Here is a 16,687-nt window from a genome sequence, read left to right on the forward strand (position 1 = left end):
GCGCTTTGCCTGACAGCAGAGCGCGGGCTTTTTGGTAGTTGCGCCCGATCAGCCTTGAATGGTCGCTCCTGCAGCCTTCATCTCACCAATAGCACTCGCGACATCGCCGGGCTGCAAGTTCACTCCACGACAGGCAGATTCGATCAGATTCACCTGGAAGCCTTCTTTGAGCGCATCCAGTACGGTGAACTTCACGCAGTAGTCCGTCGCGACTCCGGCGATGCTGAGCTCGGTGACGCCCTGGGCTTTCAGCCACTCTCCCATGCCGGTGGAGGCACGATGGCCGTTGTCGTAAAAGCCGCTGTAGCTGTCGATGCGCTGATTCATGCCCTTGGTGAAAACACGGGTGATGCGTCGTGTGTCGAGGCCAGGAGCAAAGAGCGCACCGCCGGTGTTTTGCACGCAGTGCACGGGCCACAGTGTCTGCGGCAGGCTGTCGAGGTCGATTTGTTCGAAGACATTCCGGCCAGGGTGATTTGCGGCGAAGCTACCGTGCTCTGCCGGATGCCAGTCCTGAGTGGCGACGACCAGCTCATACTGCGGCATGAGGCCATTCACGATGGGGATGATTTCATCGCCCCCTGATACGGCCAGCGCACCACCGGGCATGAAGTCGTTTTGGATGTCGATGAGGAGGAGCGTTTTCATATGGGGGGATTGTCAGGGGATGCGGCTGGCGCGCCACTGCGGCAGAGGTGGTCGACGAGCTTCAGCAAGGTGGGCAGACGAAACGCGCCGTGCATGGACTCGATGTGGCGTGCGGCCTCCTGCTGATCCATGCCGATGGCGGTGACAAAGAGGGGCTTCAGGCTCTCGCCACGGAAGACATGCGCTGCGTGGCGAGACTGGTCGAAGGACGTCTTTGCCACGCCGATCACCGGGATTCCTATGGCTTCATGCAGATGCCAGCCGAGGCCGGGCTCTCCGGGCCGGAGCCAGACATGGCCGTCGATGACAATCATGGAAGGCTGCTGCGGCAACTGCTTCAAGACGGCCAGTACACATGGCAGCTCCCTGCGGTAAAACTGCCCGGGCTGATAATCGGCCACTTGTGGGATATCGCAGAGGTACTGCGCACAGGCCTGCTCGTCCGCCCAGTCTGCAAACTGGATGGCGGCGGCCGTGGCTCCGTGGTCGTGGTAGCACACATCCACAGCAGTGATTAAGGCGTGGGAGACATTCACGATTTCGCTTTTTGAATGAGCTGCAGTTTCCGCTCATGCAATGTTCTTTCCACCCCGGCTGGATAAGCGTGCGGATGCTGAAGACGCTTCACGGTGGCGTGCAGATGCGTGAGCTGCTGGCGGCAGCGGTCCTGGATTTGCGGGAGCGTGGGCAGCGCGGCCACGAGTTTTCCACCTTTAAAAACCGGCTGCAACAGATCTTCATGCGAGCTCCCCGCTTCGATGACCTTGCTGCGCGTGGGATCGGTGGGATGCATGATCTCCACGGGCTCTGCGCAGCCGTGCTCCTCATCATAGATGGCATCGCCTCGGAATTCGCCGTTCAGGATAAAGCGCCGCACCTGCTGGATGCCGGGATTGCTCACCTTGACCGCATTTTCGCTGAGCTTGATCTTGGGCTCCCATTCTCCGGCTTCATTGCGGATGGCGCCTAGCTTGTACACACCGCCGAGCGCGGGTTGTGCACCGCCGGTGACCATTTGCGTGCCCACGCCCCAGACGCTGATTTTTGCGCCCTGGTGCTTGAGGCTTTCGATGAGGTTCTCGTCGAGGTCGTTGCTGGCCACGATAAAGGCGTTGGGGAAACCACCTTCGTCCAAAATACGACGAGCCTCGATGCTGAGCCAGGCGAGATCGCCTGAGTCGAGGCGGACACCGTTGAGCTCATGCCCGCGTGCGCGCAGTCGTTTGCCCACCTCCACCGCATGGCGCACGCCTTCGAGGGTGTCGTAGGTGTCCACGAGGAAGACGCAGTTGTTGGGCAGGGCCTCGGCGTAGGCATCGAAGGCCTCCAGCTCCGTCTCAAACGACATCACCCACGAGTGCGCATGCGTACCGCGCACGGGAATGCCGTGGGTCATTCCCGCGAGGACATTCGATGTGGCTGAGCAGCCGCCGATGAAGGCCGCGCGGCTGGCCATCACAGCGCCCTCCGGCCCCTGCGCACGCCGCAGGCCAAACTCCAGCACCTGCTCTCCCTGCGCCGCCAGGCACACGCGCGCCGACTTGGTGGCGATGAGCGTCTGGAAGTTGATCATATTAAGCAGCGCCGTCTCCGCCAACTGCGCCTGCACCAGCGGACCGCGAATGCGCAGCAGCGGCTCATGTGGGAAAACAACGGTGCCTTCTGGAATGGCATCCACATCGCAACGCCATTCGAGCGTGCCGAGGTAGTCGAGAAAGCCGCGATCAAAGAGCGGCTTCCCATCCCGCCCCGGCAGCGTGGCCAGATACTCCAGCTCCGCCGTGCTGAAGCGAAATCCCTGCAGCCACTTCACCACATCTCCAAGTCCTGCCGCGATGGCATAGCCGCTCGAAAACGGCAGCTTTCGGAAAAACAAATGAAACACCGCCTCCTGCTCCGCCTTGCCGCATTTCCAGTATCCGGCGGCCATGGTGAGTTGGTAAAGATCTGTGAGGAGAGGGCTGGTGGTCATTGGGGGAGTGATTAAAGGCTGTCGTTGAGGTAGTCAGCAAGACGCGGATTGATCCGGCGTGCGAAAATTCCGTGATACCACGGCGATCGCATCTGCAATGCAATCACCAGGATCGTCACCGGAGCCTGCCAAAGTAGCGACGGTGCAGGATCAAATACCTCCATGAGAAAATGCACCGCCACATTGAGCACAAACACCAGCGCCCACAGCAGCTCCAGCCGCCGCCAGACAAGGAAGACATTGCAGAACAAGAAGAAGTGCCCAACAGCAGCCGGAACCACCCACCAGAGCGCAAAATCCTTGCCCACCAGCCACCAGGTCAATCCTGCGGCAAGTAGAAGCACGCATGCGTCGCTCATGGAAAAGCGGAAGCCGTGATGACGCCGTGCTGTTTGATGGTTGGGTGTCATGATGGCAAATGTCGTGTCTATTAAATTTCAATTCCCGTCGCTGTGCCCCCAGCGGAAGTGCAGCGCCTCCACCTCGTCAATAACGGAGGAGGTGGTTGTTCGCACGCTGCCGTCTGCGACCAGATTGAGGAATGCCATGGCATCGCCAAATGGCACGCGCCCATCTTCAGCACCATAGTGAAGAATGATCCTGCCTATGCCTGCCATGTGCGCGGCGAGGATCTGCAGCAGCCCCATCAGCGTGCGGTTGCCACCGAAGGCACCGCAGCCCCACCAGCCGGTGTGGATTTCAACATCGCTCGCTGGCACCTTCCCGCGCTGAGATTCAAGCCGGGCTGCAACAAATCCGTTGTACGCCGTTTGCAGAATATCCGTGATCTGCATGCGAGTGTAGGTGCCGGTGCCGGTCGGCGAAGAGATCGCCAGTATGTTTGAGGGAACCGCTGGTTTAAGCACCGTGAGCGCACTCATCACCTGCTCCAACGTGGCTTTGCCAAAGTCGTTCCCATACAGCGGGCTGAGGTTTGTGACCGCACCGCCAAAAAGACCTTCCAGCCAGCCACGCAACCCGGACTTGGCAGGTGCGGCCCTACCAGCCAGATCCAGCACGCACTGTCGCGGCACATGAGCGACCAGCACCGGTGTGCTCACCCCATCGGCACGTGTAAGCGCTGGCAGTTCGTCATGCAGAAGCGCCTCTCGTATAGATCCCAAGATCGGATGTTCCATCACCTGCCATTCATCCTGCGCCATCAGGGGTGATCCATACGCAGCGAACAGACGCGGATCAGCAAAGTTCAGATGCCATACACCTGCATTTGAGGTGCTGTAGGTGAAGAAACCAGGCTCAGCCCTCACTGTGCAGCTCCCAAGCCTCACCTCTTCCGGCAGCAGCCCCATGCTCCAGCGTGTGAGATGAACGCGCCCCTGCGGATGCCCGCCTTCCTCAAGCACACGTTTGTAAACGGCTTGCTTGTGCGCATGCCGCCACACCGGAGGAAAATCTGCCGCCAGTTGCGCGGCATCCCATTCCATTTCTTGAAGCAAAGCAGGTTGGTTCATGGCTGCGACATCAGTTCGAATGGGAGTCCATGCTTTTATGCGATCAGCTTTTGATAGATGTCCAAAAACTTCCGGCCGATGCAGCAAAACACCACCCTCTTGATTGACGAGGGACGAGCCACGAAATCACGCACCGTTTTCACGGCTATGTCCGCTGCCTGCTCATATGGGAACCGAAAAGCGCCTGTTGAGATGGCCGGAAATGCAATGCTATTCAGCTCGTACTCCGCAGCGAGCGTCAGCGAGTTTTCGTAGCAGGCGCGAAGCAAATCTGGCTCCCCTTCACCTCCACCGTGCCAAATCGGACCCACCGTATGGATGACATGCCGAGCTTTCAGTCGGTAGCCTTTCGTTATCTTTGCTTCCCCCGTTTCACAGCCCTTGAGAGCACGGCATTCCGTCAGCAGCATAGGCCCTGCCGCATCATGAATGGCACCATCCACCCCGCCGCCGCCGAGGAGGGAGGAGTTGGCGGCGTTGACGATGGCATCGACATCGAGGGTGGTAATGTCGGCCTGGAGGGCTACAAGAGTGGTTTTCATGAATGAGGGAAGCGAATGAATTTCACCGGCACCTGCTCCACGAGCCACACGCCGTTGGTGCTGCGGTAGAAGGTGTGGCCAGCATCGTGCATGGCAGTGGCCAGGATGGTGAGGAGCACGGGTTTGCCATGACGTGCGCCGACGTCCATCGTCATCTTGGTTTCGCCGGAGAGATGAACGTGATGGCGCTGCATCTTGAGCAAGCCCTGAGTGCGGATGGAGTCGAGGAAGCGGGTGGCGGTGCCATGGTAAAGGACATTGGGCGGTACCTGCGGCTCGTAGGCGAGATCAATCTCCACCGAGTGGCCCTGACATGCGCGGATGCGGGTACCGTCTGGGCTGAACTCGAAACGCTTTTTCGCGTTCGTGTCCACGATGTGCTGCAACTGCTCGCGGGTGATGGGACGTCTTGCCTTGGCGCAGCCACGCAGCAGCTCTTCCACGCATGTCCATCCGGCGGAATCGAGGGTCAGAAAGGCCGTTTCAGGTTGATGACGCAGCACCAGGCTGAGAAACTTGCTGGCGCGGGTTGTTTGGGCGGGGTTCATTGAAATTCTAAATTGAGTGGTTCGCGGGATGCGAGCCACTCGGCTGGGATGCCAGCGTGGCCTGTGGAAAGGGCTACCAGGCTGCCAACGATGGCGCAGTTGGTGTCCATATCGCCATAGACTGACACTGCCGCCCACAGGGCTTCGGCATAATCATCGGAATGACGGCAGGCACACCACAGGCAAAAAGGCACTGTGTCAGAGGAGATTACCTGTGAGCCGTTGCCGAGAATCAACGCCGCGGTCTTGGGCGACAGCTCATGTGGCAATGTCAGCGCCTTTTTAAGCCTCCAGTAAGTTTCCGTTTGGGGCAGATTGGCCAGCACAAAACGGATCATCTCGAGCTCTTGCGGTCTTGAGGTGTCACGCTGCGCAACCATCCAGGCGGCTGCGAGCGCCACGGCTATTGCGCCAGTCTGACCATCCTCGTGCGAATGGGTGACTTGGGCAGATTTGCGGGCATGCGAGATCACCATCTGCAGATCATCCGCAAAATAGGCACCTATGGGCGCGGCGCGCATCGCACCACCATTGCCGCAAGAGCCTTCACCATCAAAGACACGACCTGCAGCCTCCCGCCAGGCCACGCCTTCACCAATCGCCTGCAAGATGCCACGAGCAGTGCCGCCGTAGCCGCGATCCGGCTCTCTGGCATACTCCTTGGCAAACTCTTTTGCAAGCCAGTCAGGCTCTATTGCCCGATGCTTCTGCAAGCAACGCGTGACGGCGACTCCCATCACGGTGTCGTCTGTGTAGAACCACGGAGGCGGTGGAATGAAGCGTCCTTCCAGCCGTTGATCAGCCGTAACAGCGGTGACAAAGAAAAAACTCTGTCCAAAAGCATCCCCCACGGACAAGCCGTCGAGCGAGAGCAGTGCGCGCTGAAGGCGCTGATCGTGGTCTGACTGATTATCGGCATTCATAGAGTTGAAAATTTTTGTTCGAACTTGGTGATCAGCTCCCGCAGTTCTTGCTGGCGTGGCAATGCGAGCCGCCATTCGGCAGGGATGGCATCGAAGCCATAGGCGATGCCGGCCAGACCACCGGCTACGCAGCCGGTGGTGTCGGTGTCGTCGCCGAGGTTCACTGCTTTGAGGGCGCAGTCTGAGAAGTTGTTTGTGGTGAGCAGGCACCAGAGAGAGGCGGTGAGGGTCTCCATGACATAGCCGCCTGAGTGAATGTGGAGTTCAGGCTCCGAAGCGAGATCCTTGCGAAGAAGGGTGCGGAAAGTGCCGAGTTCCTCCGCATCTGCATAGAGATGCTGGAAAGCCTCCTGAGCTGCAACCAGAGACGCAGCCGCTGACTCACCACGCACCAGACCGCGAACGACCAGTCCGTAAAAGACACAGGCCATCTTGGAACGTGCATGCCCGTGAGTGATGGCTGAGGCTTGCTCAATGCGACTGACGAAAATTTCGTCAGGGAGACACAGACTGGCCAGCACCACTGGCAGGATGCGCATGAGCGAGCCGTTGCCATTGTCGTAGAGTCCGCTGCCTCCGGCTTGCACTGCTGGGATGTCATGACGGATACGGAGAAGCGCCTGACGGGTGGCAATGCCAATGTCAAAGACCAACCCGCGCGCCGCCCAGTGCCCGAGCTCAAACCATTGAAGGAAGCGCTCGCCCATGTCCTGCGGATTGAAGCCGTCTTTTTCCACCAGGCTTTCAGCCGCACAGAGCAGCAGAGAGCCGTCATCGCTCCAGGTTCCAGGCAGTTGGCCGTGCGCACCACCGCCGCGCATGCCCATGACAGGATCTTTCTGCCGCGCCTCACGCGGGGCAAATTCTACGGGGACGCCCAGGGCGTCTCCGACCAGCGAGCCGTAGAGGCCGCCGAGTATGTGTTTTTCCTTGTTCATAGGTCGATGCCCACCGCAAGTGCGGCAGAGGTGGAGTGAGGACGATAAATTTCTTCGCAGGGCGTTTGCAGTGCTTGGAAGCCATTCTTGAGATTCTCCCGCTGCTCGATGACCAAGGGAGTGATGTCTTCAATGCTGATCAGCTCGCTTTGACCGTATCGGTGCAGTGTATCTCCACGCAGCCCCAGCTGGACAGCGCGCCGTTCAAGACAAGCACCCTGGGGGTCGTGGTCCGGATCCCATTGAAGACGAACATCCGATTGCGAGACTGCCTCCTGCCACTTTTCGTGAGCGTCAAAGCGACTGGCGGCGAAAGATGATGCCACTGAAGCTTCGAGGATTTCGTCGAAAAAGGTACGTTTCACGCGCACCGCCAGAATATGCTCCTGGCCCTCCTTCGATGCCCAACCCGAACGAAACATCATCCAAAGAAAATTGGGTTTGATCCAACTCATACGCGAAAAGCTGAACTCGCCACCAAAGCGCTGATGCTCGACAGCGAAGCGAGCGATGGCCGGACGATAAGCCTGATAGACCACGATCGAATCGTCATCGAACTGCGCCATGATGTGGCGACCTGATTGCGGCCATGCCTGAGCCTGCCCGGCATAGGATGTGATTTTCAAACTTGTTTTCATTGTGTTGTCCCTTGAAGCCTTTCCCGCACTTCCATGAGGGCAAACCCCAGGAGGTTCAGGCCTTTCCAAAACTGAGGCTTTTCTGCATTGTCATCCGTGGCCAACATCCCGATGCCCCAAATGCGATCATATGGGCTGGCTTCGACGAGAACTCGATCACCAGTCTGAAGCAGAAAAATTTTCAGCTCCTCATGTTGGGCGAATTTCGCTCCGTTACCGCGCACGACAATATCCCACCGATGCTGCAACCACGTTCGGTCATCGAAATTGGCCACCTGCCGCCCAAGCTTCTTGGCTATGGCCGGACTCTTGGCGGCGACGATTTTTGAGAGTGTGGCGTCATCATGGAAAAGCCGCGCCTTTTCTGCCATCATGTAGTGCTCGGCAGTAGCGTAACGTATACCGTCGACATCGAATGGATGCCCGGCCCACCACTGGCTGAAGCACGACTTCGTCACAGACCCGTCTTTCGATGGAGTATGTCCCCAGAAAAAAGCCCACTTGGGACGCCATCCCTTCTGCATTGCCTGGCTGAGTTCGGTCTGTGTCCGCGGTAATGTCGTTTTCATATCTCGAAAAGGAATCCCTTCTTCTTGAGCTTCTCGTACCGCACGGGATCGAAGCGGAAGAGCTGGGCGGGGCGGTGGGTGCCTTCGCGGTGGGTTTCTTTGAGGGGGACGAGGAGGTCGTGGCTGAGGACTTTTTTGCGGAAGTTGCGCTTGTCGAGCGGGGTGCCGAGGACGCTCTCGTAGAGGCGCTGGAGCTGGGTGAGGGTGAACTTGGGGGGGAGGAGCTCGAAGCCGACGGGCTCGTAGCGGAGCTTTCCACGGAGGCGCGCGAGGGCGGTGGCGAAGATCTCGGCGTGGTCAAAGGCGAGCGGGGGGAGGTCTGAGACGGGGAACCAGCGGGCCTCGGCGGCGTCCGTGGAGGCGGCGGTGGTGTGATCGGCGGGTTTGGTCAGGGCGTAGTAGGCGACGCTGACGACGCGCTCGCGCGGGTCGCGGTCCACGGTGCCAAAGGTGTAGAGCTGCTCGAGGAAGACGGTGGAGAGATTGGTCTCCTCCTCCAGCTCGCGGCGGGCGGCTTCGTCGAGGGTTTCCTCCACGCGGACGAAGCCGCCGGGGAGAGCCCAGTGGTCTTTGAAGGGGGCGAGGCCGCGGCGGATGAGGAGGACCTGCAGGGCGGCCTGTGTGCTGTCGAAGCCGAAGACGACGCAGTCCACGGTGAGCGCGGCGCGCGGGTATTCATAAGTGTGTTTCACACACGAAGTAATGTGTGTTTTTTACACGAAGTCAAGGATGGGATTTTTGGAAGGGAGGAAGTTGTCCGGTTGGCTGCGACTGGGTGTGGGCGGTTTGGGGCGTGGTGAGGGGCGGGGCCGTTCGGTTCTCAGTTGCGGCGCAACTGAGCTACTTTGCTGGCGCGTGTTGAGCGGCCTGGGAGGAGGAGGAAGGTGAGAGAAAGAGGATGCTGTGGATGATGCGGCGCTTTGGAGAGGGCGGGGCGGATGGGTCGAGGACGAGTTCGAGTAGGAGGACGAGGACGAGACGAGGCCGCGAGGGAGGAGGAGTATGAGTAGGAGGAAGAGGAGGATTGGGGGGCTGCGCCCCCCAGGGCTTACCCGGTCCTTGCATCCATGCCGGGAGGGGGTAGTATCGCGGCCCCCTTGAACCAACCCCATCGTTAGAACCGTTAGAATATCATGAGCACCCTGAAGAATGTCGCCATCGTCGGAGCCACAGGCGCTGTGGGCGCGGAGATGATCCGCTGCCTGGAAGAGCGCAAGTTTCCCGTGGGCCAGCTGACCCTCCTCGCCTCCGCACGTAGCGCCGGGAAGAAGCTGAAGTTCAAAGGTGAAGACATCACCATCCAGGAGCTGACGCCGGATTCCTTCAAGGGCATCGACATCGCGCTGTTCAGCGCGGGTGGCGGCATTTCGCGCGATTTTGCCCCGCATGCGGTGAAGGCCGGTGCGGTGGTGGTGGACAATTCCTCCTTCTTCCGCCAGGACCCGAACGTGCCGCTGGTGGTGCCGGAGATCAATGCTGCCGATGTGAAGAACCACAAGGGCATCATCGCGAATCCGAACTGCACCACGGCGATCTCCCTGATGGCGCTGTATCCGCTGCACCAGGCCTTTGGTGTGAAGCGCATTTTTGCCTCCAGCTACCAGGCAGTGTCCGGCACGGGCGCGCAGGCGATTGAGGAACTGGCGAACCAGTCCCGCGAGTGGGCGAGTGAAAACCGCGCCTGGGATGCGGCAAAGCTGGACAGCAAGCCGCATGTGTACCCGCACCAGATCGCCTTCAACGCGATCCCGCACGTGGATTCATTCCTCGACTCCGGCTACACCAAGGAGGAGATGAAGATGGAGAACGAGGGCCGCAAAATCATGCACCACGACAAATTCCGTGCGTCTGTGACCTGCGTGCGCATTCCCGTCTTCCGCGCGCACAGCATCGCCATCAGCGCCGAATTTGAGAAGCCGGTGACCGTGGCCGCAGCACGTGAAGTCCTGAGCAAGGCCCCTGGCCTGGACGTGCTGGATGATCCGGCTGCCAAGCAGTACCCGCTGGCGCTGGACATCGCCGGTCGTGACAACTGCGCCGTGGGCCGCCTGCGCCTGGACTGCGCGCTGGACAACGGCCTGTGCTTCTGGGTGGTGGGTGACCAGCTCCTGAAAGGCGCGGCGCTGAATGCAGTGCAGATTGCCGAGTGCCTGCTGTGATGAGCAGCCTGCTCCTTTGAGTCAAGGGGCAGAGAAAACAGCCATTTGATGACCGGGGCGGACCCAAAGTCCGCCCCGGTTCTTTTATGGATTTTATAAATTTTAGGTGACCGGATAAATCGCGAGGGTAAATTTTCAGCCTCTTGCATGGTCCAACGCCGCTCCACAATCCTCTTCATCATCCTGGTGGTACTGCCACTGGCGCTGCTGGCGTGGCTGGGCACCTACCTCATCCGGGATGCTGAAAAGCGCACGGATGCCTCCATGCAAGCCATTCTGGCCGAGCGACTTAGCTCAGCAGACAAGCACCTTCTGCACGACATGCGGCAGCTGACAGACCGGCTGGATGAGTGGGGAGCGCAGAGCACCGGCACTGCAACCCTGATGTCCAAGCGGCTGGCCGAGCACCCCTGGATGGCGCAGACGTGGTCGGTCCCGGCTTCTGGGACAAAAGATGCGATCGAGTCATTTGCTGGAAAAGCCGGCTACGAGCCAGGCTCCATTTTCCGCCCTGAGGAACGGGTGCGGGCCATCCAGGATTCGACCCAAAACCCCGACAGCATGCCGCAGCTCATAGCAGTGCTGGAGGGTGGCGGGCCGCCCTTTCAGCGGGCGTATGCTCCTGAGCAGCTCTCCAGCAAGCGCAAGCGCTACTCTGAGTGGATGACGTACATCAAAATGCACGGCTACCATATTGATGACCGGCCACAGCCTTCTGAGGCGCCGATGAGCTGGAGCGGCTGGCATGTGGGAGACTGTGTCTTTATGTACTGGCACCGCTTTGCAGACGGGAGCCTGAGCTGTGCGCTGGTCAATCCGCAGATGCTCATGAATGCCCTGTTTCAGCGTCTGCCTCAGCCAGGGCTGGCGATCCCTCCAGGCAGGATGATGCTGACCACGGTGAAGGGCATACCCCTGCATGAATGGGGCAAAAGACTGGCCGGCTCCGAGGGCCCGCCTGCGGCGCACCGTGCCTGCTCTGAGCCGCTATCCCAGTGGGAGATGTCTTACACACCGGCGAATGAGGAGTTTCCAAAACCCTACCTCTTTCCCATCCTGCTCGGGGTCAGCTCAGGCATTGTGCTCGTGTTTGTGGTGGGGTGGCTGTATTTCCACGAAAGCGCACGCGAAATCCGTGTGGCGCAGCAGCGCGTGACTTTCGTGAACCAGATCTCGCATGAACTGAAGACGCCGCTGACGAACATCCGCCTCTACGCCGAGATGGCTGCGCACCGCGCGGAGTCGCAGGGAGACAGCATCGCGAAGCGCCAGCTGGGTGTGGTGGAGGCGGAGACATCGCGCCTGGACCGCCTGATCCAGAACGTGCTGAACTACGCCCGCCAGCAGCGCGACAAGCTGACGATCCAGCCCAAACAGGTGGCGCTGGATGAGAACGTCTCGCGTATTGTGGAATTCTGGAAGCCGCTGCTGGAGAACAAGGGCTTTGAAATCGTCACATGCCTGAACGGGCCCGGAGCGATCATGGCCGATCCGGATGCCATCGAGCAGGTCCTCGGCAATCTGATCTCAAACGTGGAAAAATACGCCAACTCCGGGAAGTGGATCGCCATACGTACGGAGCATGACGAGCGGAATACGCGCGTGATTGTGGAAGACCACGGCCCGGGGATCCCGGCGGGCAAGCGGCGCTCGGTTTTTGAGCCCTTTGAGCGCCTGCGCTCGGACCTGGCCGAGGGGGTCAGCGGCACAGGCATAGGATTGACCATCTCGCGCGAACTGGCACAATTGCACGGCGGCTCCCTCACCGTGTGCCCCAACTACCGCGAAGGCGCACGATTCATACTCACCCTACCCAACAAGCCATGACCAAGATACTCATCGCCGAAGATGACGACCATACGCGGGATGCCCTGCGCGAGGTGCTCACCATGGAGGGCTACGAAGTGATCCCCGCCAGCGACGGACTGCAGGCGGTGGATTTTTTCCGTGCTGAAAACCCCGATTTCGTCTGCCTGGATGTGATGATGCCCGGCCTGAATGGCTACGAGGTCTGCAAGCAGATCCGCCGCCAGGATGAGAAGGTGCCCATCCTCTTTCTGACGGCGAAGGCGGAGGAGATCGACACGGTACTGGGACTGGAACTGGGTGCAGACGACTACATGACCAAGCCCTTTGGGGTGAAGGAGATCATCGCGCGCATCCGTGCCATCCTACGGCGCACCGCCTCCCGTGGCGGCGGCAGGGGCGATGATGATTTCATGATGGATGACCTGCGCGTGGTGCCGACAGAGCTGCGTGCCTACCGAGACAAGGTGGAGATAGCCCTGAGCCCGCGCGATGTGAAGGTGCTGCGTCTGCTCTACGAGCGCCGTGGCAAGGTGATCGACCGCAACACCCTGGCCGACGAGGTCTGGGGCGTGGATTATTTTCCAGAAAGCCGCGCGCTGGACCAGCACATCTCGCAGCTGCGCAAGCGCATCGAAAAAGACCCGGCACAGCCGCGCATCATCCGCACGGTGCACGGAGCAGGATATCGGTTTGAATGAGGAGGGACGCATTGTGCGTAGAATGACGCTCGCCTCTGTCATTCTGCCGCCCATAATCGTCCTTTATCCTCATGCTCACTTTCGACGCCCACCTCGACCTCAGCCTCAATGCCCTAGGCGGATTCAATCGCGACCTGCGCCTGCCGGTGCATGAGATTCGTCGGCGTGAGGCTGGCATGACGGGGAAAGGGCGTGCCGGTGGCACCACAGCGTTTCCCGACATGCGGCGTGGCAAGGTGGGGCTCTGCGTGGCCACGCAACTGGCAGGGTGCATGCCGGGCCCCTCCCCCATCGCGGGATGGATGTCTCCGGAGCAAGCCTGGGCGGAGACGCAGGGCCAGCTCTCCTGGTACCGCGCCATGGAGGAGGCGGGGGAGATGAGGCAGATCACCACGGTGCGACAGCTGGATGAAATGGTGGCGCTGTGGAATGACAGCTCCATCCCCGATGACAAGAAGGCCATTGGCTACATCCTCAGCCTGGAAGGTGCTGACTCGATCCGAACGGTAGGCCATCTGGAAAAAGCGTGGGAGCAAGGCCTGCGTGCGATGGGGCCTGCGCATTATGGTGTGTGCCGTTATGCCCTGGGGCATGATCAGGTGGGCCCCCTGCCCGCTGGTGGCAAGGAGCTGATCCAGGAAATGGACCGCCTGGGCATGATCCTGGATGTGACACACCTGAGCGATGACTGCTTTTGGCAGGCGCTGGAGATCCACCAAGGCACCGTGTGGGCCAGCCATAGCAACTGCCGTGCGCTGGTGCCTGATCCACGCCAGTTTTCTGATGAGCAGCTCAAGGCACTGATCGAGCGCGGCGGGGTGGTGGGCGCGGCGCTGGATGCGTGGATGATGGTTCCTGGATGGATCCGCGGCAAGACCACTCCGAAGGAGATGGGTCTGAAGCTGGAAGTGATCTGCGACCACATCGACCATGTGTGCCAGCTGGCGGGCAATGCTTTGCACAGCGGCATCGGCACGGATCTGGACGGAGGCTACGGCATCGAGCAAACGCCAGAAGATCTGGACACCATTGCTGATCTGGCGCGCATCCCGGACATGCTGAGGAAGCGTGGGTACAAGGAGGAAGACATCGCCAACATCATGCACGGCAACTACCTGCGGCTGCTGCGTGGAGCCCTGGCGGAGTGATGCCACGAGTCAGACTCAATCGCAGCGGATTTTCTTCACACCGGCCTTAAGCTCTTCGACCGTGAACTTCACGGGCAGGAACTGCTCGATCAGCGCCATGTTCGTCCGCGTGTGGTCAGTAATCGACAGCGTGTGAAACACGCCGCCGCCAGCCAGCGCCATGGGCAGCAGCAGCTGATCCGCCAGATGTACGCCCACAGGTGCGGGTGAAGCCAGGTAAGAACGCAGGCCCTTCGCTGCTCCTGTGGCGACAGCTTCTGCCGACCGGCCCTGCTGGGCGATGCCTGTGCTGATCTCGCAAACGTTTTCAAAGCGTGCGCCAAGCAGGATGGCATTGCCAGGGCCGGTGCTGTCATTGGCATAGCGCAGATCGATCTGCCCCACCGGCCACTCCAGCAGTTGGGTGGCGGTGGCGATTTCGCGCTCAGCGATGTCCCGATGCAGGTGGGCATGCAGCACGCGGCCAAATGATTCATGCAGCGCACCGCGTTCGGTGAGCTTGAGCTTCTTCCATTTTTTGATGGGATGGATTTCTGCGGTGAGCACGCCGCCGCCTGCCTGCATGAAGCCATTGCGCTCCAGCGTGGCGGAGGCCTTCACACCCATGCTCTGGATCACCGGCAGGTAGCAGTGCTCGATGAAGTCAAAGGGCGGAGCCATGGGATTGTGCGTACCGCCTTCGATGCGAAGCGTGCTGGCCTTTTCCGCATGCAGCAGTGCTGGAAGCAGGGTCTGCAAAACTAGCGTGGTGCTGCCGCCGGAGCCGATGGCAAAGGAGTAATACCCACCCGAGACTTTGCCGGGGCGGAACACAAGCTCCACCGAGCCGAGCTCTGCGCCATCGACGCAAGCATCACAGACTTCTGCGGCGGCCTTAACGCAGGTGAGGTGCTGGCGCATGAGGCCCGGCTTGGGCCGCTTGCCACGAATGTTGGTCATCCGAAACGGAAGGCCGGTGATCATCGCCAGAGAGAGTGCCGAGCGCAGGAGTTGTCCTCCGCCGGAGTCGCCGGAGATTTGGAGGATGGGGGTGGATTTCACGAATAGAAATAAAATGTCATGTTTCTGACCTCGTGGGTCATTATGAAAAAGATGGTGCGCCTGCTGCATGTAGCAGGCGACAGTGATCAATCATCCGCCTCCGCCGCGTCCTTGATGACGAAGCGGGCCTTCAGTTTGCACACCTGCTGGGCCAGACCGGCTGCCTCCACGCTGCGGAGGACTTCTTTGAAATCCTTGTAGGCGTTGGGGGCTTCGTCGATCGGGTATTGGCGGGAGTTGAAGAGGATGTCGTGGGTGTCGAAGTCGGCGTCCACGGCCTTCTGGTCGAGGGTGCGTGCAGCGGCCTTGCGGCCCATGCAGCGACCGGCGCCGTGGTTAACGCTGTAGCAGCTTTTCACGGCATCGGGCTTCGCCACCATCACCACGGAGCCATCTCGGGGATTTCCCGGCAGCAGGATCGGGTGGCCGGTCTCGGCAAATGGCGTGTCTTTGAGAGCGCGGTGGCCGCCGGGGAAGGCTCGGGTGGCCCCCTTGCGGTGCACCCAGGAGAGCTGGTTGTCCACGACCTCCTGACGTGCGATGTTGTGGCTGATGAAGTACACAAGCTGGCCTTTCGTCCCTGGCAGCACTTCCTGGAAGGCTTCAAGAACGAGCGCATTGATGAGCATGTGGTTCACGGTGGCGAAGTTGGCCCCGAGCGCCATGTCATCGAGATAGGCGTCCGCCTCAGGCGTACCGAGCGGCGCATAAACGAGCTGCTTGTCATCGGCCGGGAACGACATTCCCCAGGTGCGGAAGAAGCCTTCCAGCGCCTTGAACTGACGCTGTGCCAAGATGTTGCCGAAACCACGGGAACCGCAGTGGCTGAGGAAGGCGACACGATTGTCCTGCAGGCCGAAGACCTCGGCGGTACGGCGCATCACAGGATCATCGGCAAGGTGCACGATCTCGCACTCACCAAAGTGGTTTCCACCTCCGTAGGAGCCGAGCTGAGTCATCTTGTTCTCAAAGCCAGGGAAGCCGTTGAAGGCACGCATTTTGTGCAGCCGATCGTGCAGGGTGGAGATATTTCCATCGTGGCCGACGTGCGCGCTGTCCTCGCAGCGCAGCGCCCACTCCGGCGGGATGCCGAGTGCTTCGCATACGCTTTTGCTCGCACCTTCGGTGCACACCTGTACACCGAGGTCCGCAGAGACGCGGCGCGATTTCTTAGCCTCGCGCTGACCACGGCCCGCGCCCGTGGGTGTGCGGGCCACGATAGCCTCGATGAGTCGGCGGCGGATCGTTTTATCCACGATCTCCTCGGCAGGAATGTCCATCTGCAGCAGGGACATGGAGCACTTGATATCCACGCCCACCGGGCCTGGATAGATATGCGTTGGCGAAACCATCACGCAACCCACCGGGGCACCGTAGCCGGCATGTGCGTCAGGATTGAGGACGAGATCGGTCACTCCTGGAGCGGAGCGCGAGTTGAGAGCCTGATCGATGCAGGTCTGGTCGAAACCGGAACGAATAGCATCGGTACCGATCACGGTGATCGGCTTGCCAGCGTTGTTGCGCGCAGGCAGAAAGGCTTCGGCTTCGTTGGTGATGTGGAATGGGGAGTCTGGCATAATGG

18 protein-coding genes are annotated in these 16,687 nt (G+C 60.3%); 4 read left to right on the forward strand and 14 right to left on the reverse strand.

Annotated elements, in window-relative coordinates; genetic code table 11:
• Positions 1-48: 48 nt before the first annotated feature.
• The 12 genes from pncA to HNQ65_RS22025 are packed head-to-tail and all read right to left on the reverse strand — an operon-like array spanning position 49 to position 8,942.
• Positions 49-648, reverse strand: a complete 600-nt coding sequence (gene pncA, locus HNQ65_RS21970; RefSeq protein ID WP_184343085.1) for a bifunctional nicotinamidase/pyrazinamidase — start codon at positions 646-648, stop codon at positions 49-51.
• Entirely contained in the window at positions 645-1,184 is a 540-nt protein-coding gene (locus HNQ65_RS21975) for an endonuclease V (RefSeq protein WP_184343087.1), read from the reverse strand. The genes pncA and HNQ65_RS21975 overlap by 4 nt, the downstream gene beginning before the upstream one ends.
• Positions 1,181-2,620, reverse strand: a complete 1,440-nt coding sequence (locus HNQ65_RS21980; RefSeq protein ID WP_184343090.1) for a nicotinate phosphoribosyltransferase — start codon at positions 2,618-2,620, stop codon at positions 1,181-1,183. The genes HNQ65_RS21975 and HNQ65_RS21980 overlap by 4 nt, the downstream gene beginning before the upstream one ends.
• A gap of 11 nt (positions 2,621-2,631) precedes the next feature.
• Positions 2,632-3,030: a hypothetical protein gene (locus HNQ65_RS21985; protein WP_184343092.1), complete on the reverse strand. Its 399-nt coding sequence runs from the start codon at positions 3,028-3,030 to the stop codon at positions 2,632-2,634.
• 27 nt (positions 3,031-3,057) lie between these two features.
• Complete coding sequence (locus tag HNQ65_RS21990) at positions 3,058-4,092, reverse strand: hypothetical protein (protein WP_184343094.1); 1,035 nt, start codon at positions 4,090-4,092, stop codon at positions 3,058-3,060.
• 35 nt (positions 4,093-4,127) lie between these two features.
• A complete protein-coding gene (locus HNQ65_RS21995) occupies positions 4,128-4,634 on the reverse strand; it encodes an O-acetyl-ADP-ribose deacetylase (protein ID WP_184343096.1) in 507 nt (168 codons plus the stop codon).
• Positions 4,631-5,182 (reverse strand): RNA 2'-phosphotransferase, encoded by a 552-nt coding sequence (locus tag HNQ65_RS22000; protein WP_184343098.1) that lies wholly within the window; start codon positions 5,180-5,182, stop codon positions 4,631-4,633. The genes HNQ65_RS21995 and HNQ65_RS22000 overlap by 4 nt, the downstream gene beginning before the upstream one ends.
• Positions 5,179-6,105 (reverse strand): ADP-ribosylglycohydrolase family protein, encoded by a 927-nt coding sequence (locus HNQ65_RS22005; RefSeq protein WP_184343100.1) that lies wholly within the window; start codon positions 6,103-6,105, stop codon positions 5,179-5,181. The genes HNQ65_RS22000 and HNQ65_RS22005 overlap by 4 nt, the downstream gene beginning before the upstream one ends.
• Positions 6,102-7,043 (reverse strand): ADP-ribosylglycohydrolase family protein, encoded by a 942-nt coding sequence (locus HNQ65_RS22010; protein WP_184343103.1) that lies wholly within the window; start codon positions 7,041-7,043, stop codon positions 6,102-6,104. The genes HNQ65_RS22005 and HNQ65_RS22010 overlap by 4 nt, the downstream gene beginning before the upstream one ends.
• Positions 7,040-7,669, reverse strand: coding sequence for a DUF4291 domain-containing protein (locus HNQ65_RS22015; RefSeq protein WP_221306249.1), 630 nt, complete (start codon positions 7,667-7,669; stop codon positions 7,040-7,042). Before HNQ65_RS22015 ends, HNQ65_RS22010 begins: the two co-directional genes overlap by 4 nt.
• Before the next feature lie 8 nt (positions 7,670-7,677).
• Positions 7,678-8,250, reverse strand: a complete 573-nt coding sequence (locus HNQ65_RS22020) for an NADAR family protein (RefSeq protein ID WP_184343107.1) — start codon at positions 8,248-8,250, stop codon at positions 7,678-7,680.
• Entirely contained in the window at positions 8,247-8,942 is a 696-nt protein-coding gene (locus HNQ65_RS22025) for an NrtR DNA-binding winged helix domain-containing protein (RefSeq protein ID WP_184343109.1), read from the reverse strand. Before HNQ65_RS22025 ends, HNQ65_RS22020 begins: the two co-directional genes overlap by 4 nt.
• 441 nt (positions 8,943-9,383) lie before the next feature.
• Between HNQ65_RS22025 and HNQ65_RS22030 the strand changes: the two genes are divergently transcribed.
• The 4 genes from HNQ65_RS22030 to HNQ65_RS22045 all read left to right on the forward strand — a co-directional run bounded on the left by HNQ65_RS22030 (position 9,384) and on the right by HNQ65_RS22045 (position 14,064).
• Entirely contained in the window at positions 9,384-10,409 is a 1,026-nt protein-coding gene (locus tag HNQ65_RS22030; protein ID WP_184343111.1) for an aspartate-semialdehyde dehydrogenase, read from the forward strand.
• Between the two features lie 147 nt (positions 10,410-10,556).
• Positions 10,557-12,236 (forward strand): sensor histidine kinase, encoded by a 1,680-nt coding sequence (locus HNQ65_RS22035; RefSeq protein WP_184343113.1) that lies wholly within the window; start codon positions 10,557-10,559, stop codon positions 12,234-12,236.
• Positions 12,233-12,916: a response regulator transcription factor gene (locus tag HNQ65_RS22040; RefSeq protein ID WP_184343114.1), complete on the forward strand. Its 684-nt coding sequence runs from the start codon at positions 12,233-12,235 to the stop codon at positions 12,914-12,916. The genes HNQ65_RS22035 and HNQ65_RS22040 overlap by 4 nt, the downstream gene beginning before the upstream one ends.
• Positions 12,917-12,987: 71 nt before the next feature.
• Entirely contained in the window at positions 12,988-14,064 is a 1,077-nt protein-coding gene (locus HNQ65_RS22045) for a dipeptidase (RefSeq protein WP_184343115.1), read from the forward strand.
• A 15-nt stretch (positions 14,065-14,079) separates the two neighbouring features.
• Here the strand turns inward: HNQ65_RS22045 and rtcA are convergent, their stop codons facing one another.
• Together rtcA and HNQ65_RS22055 are read right to left on the reverse strand one after the other, a co-directional pair.
• Positions 14,080-15,105, reverse strand: a complete 1,026-nt coding sequence (gene rtcA / locus HNQ65_RS22050; protein ID WP_221306250.1) for an RNA 3'-terminal phosphate cyclase — start codon at positions 15,103-15,105, stop codon at positions 14,080-14,082.
• 86 nt (positions 15,106-15,191) lie between these two features.
• Entirely contained in the window at positions 15,192-16,682 is a 1,491-nt protein-coding gene (locus HNQ65_RS22055) for an RtcB family protein (protein ID WP_184343117.1), read from the reverse strand.
• Positions 16,683-16,687: the final 5 nt, after the last annotated feature.

Source organism: Prosthecobacter vanneervenii (assembly GCF_014203095.1).
GTDB lineage: Bacteria > Verrucomicrobiota > Verrucomicrobiia > Verrucomicrobiales > Verrucomicrobiaceae > Prosthecobacter > Prosthecobacter vanneervenii.

Excerpts from the sequence above, each read along its gene's own strand:
- HNQ65_RS22020 (WP_184343107.1), bottom strand. The coding sequence starts at position 8,250 with ATGAAAACGACATTACCGCGGACACAGACCGAACTCAGCCAGGCAATG.
- pncA (WP_184343085.1), bottom strand. The coding sequence starts at position 648 with ATGAAAACGCTCCTCCTCATCGACATCCAAAACGACTTCATGCCCGGT.
- HNQ65_RS21985 (WP_184343092.1), bottom strand. The coding sequence starts at position 3,030 with ATGACACCCAACCATCAAACAGCACGGCGTCATCACGGCTTCCGCTTT.
- HNQ65_RS22010 (WP_184343103.1), bottom strand. The coding sequence starts at position 7,043 with ATGAACAAGGAAAAACACATACTCGGCGGCCTCTACGGCTCGCTGGTC.
- HNQ65_RS21990 (WP_184343094.1), bottom strand. The coding sequence starts at position 4,092 with ATGAACCAACCTGCTTTGCTTCAAGAAATGGAATGGGATGCCGCGCAA.
- HNQ65_RS22040 (WP_184343114.1), top strand. The coding sequence starts at position 12,233 with ATGACCAAGATACTCATCGCCGAAGATGACGACCATACGCGGGATGCC.
- HNQ65_RS22000 (WP_184343098.1), bottom strand. The coding sequence starts at position 5,182 with ATGAACCCCGCCCAAACAACCCGCGCCAGCAAGTTTCTCAGCCTGGTG.
- HNQ65_RS22045 (WP_184343115.1), top strand. The coding sequence starts at position 12,988 with ATGCTCACTTTCGACGCCCACCTCGACCTCAGCCTCAATGCCCTAGGC.
- HNQ65_RS22030 (WP_184343111.1), top strand. The coding sequence starts at position 9,384 with ATGAGCACCCTGAAGAATGTCGCCATCGTCGGAGCCACAGGCGCTGTG.
- HNQ65_RS22035 (WP_184343113.1), top strand. The coding sequence starts at position 10,557 with ATGGTCCAACGCCGCTCCACAATCCTCTTCATCATCCTGGTGGTACTG.
- HNQ65_RS22005 (WP_184343100.1), bottom strand. The coding sequence starts at position 6,105 with ATGAATGCCGATAATCAGTCAGACCACGATCAGCGCCTTCAGCGCGCA.
- HNQ65_RS21980 (WP_184343090.1), bottom strand. The coding sequence starts at position 2,620 with ATGACCACCAGCCCTCTCCTCACAGATCTTTACCAACTCACCATGGCC.
- HNQ65_RS22055 (WP_184343117.1), bottom strand. The coding sequence starts at position 16,682 with ATGCCAGACTCCCCATTCCACATCACCAACGAAGCCGAAGCCTTTCTG.
- HNQ65_RS21995 (WP_184343096.1), bottom strand. The coding sequence starts at position 4,634 with ATGAAAACCACTCTTGTAGCCCTCCAGGCCGACATTACCACCCTCGAT.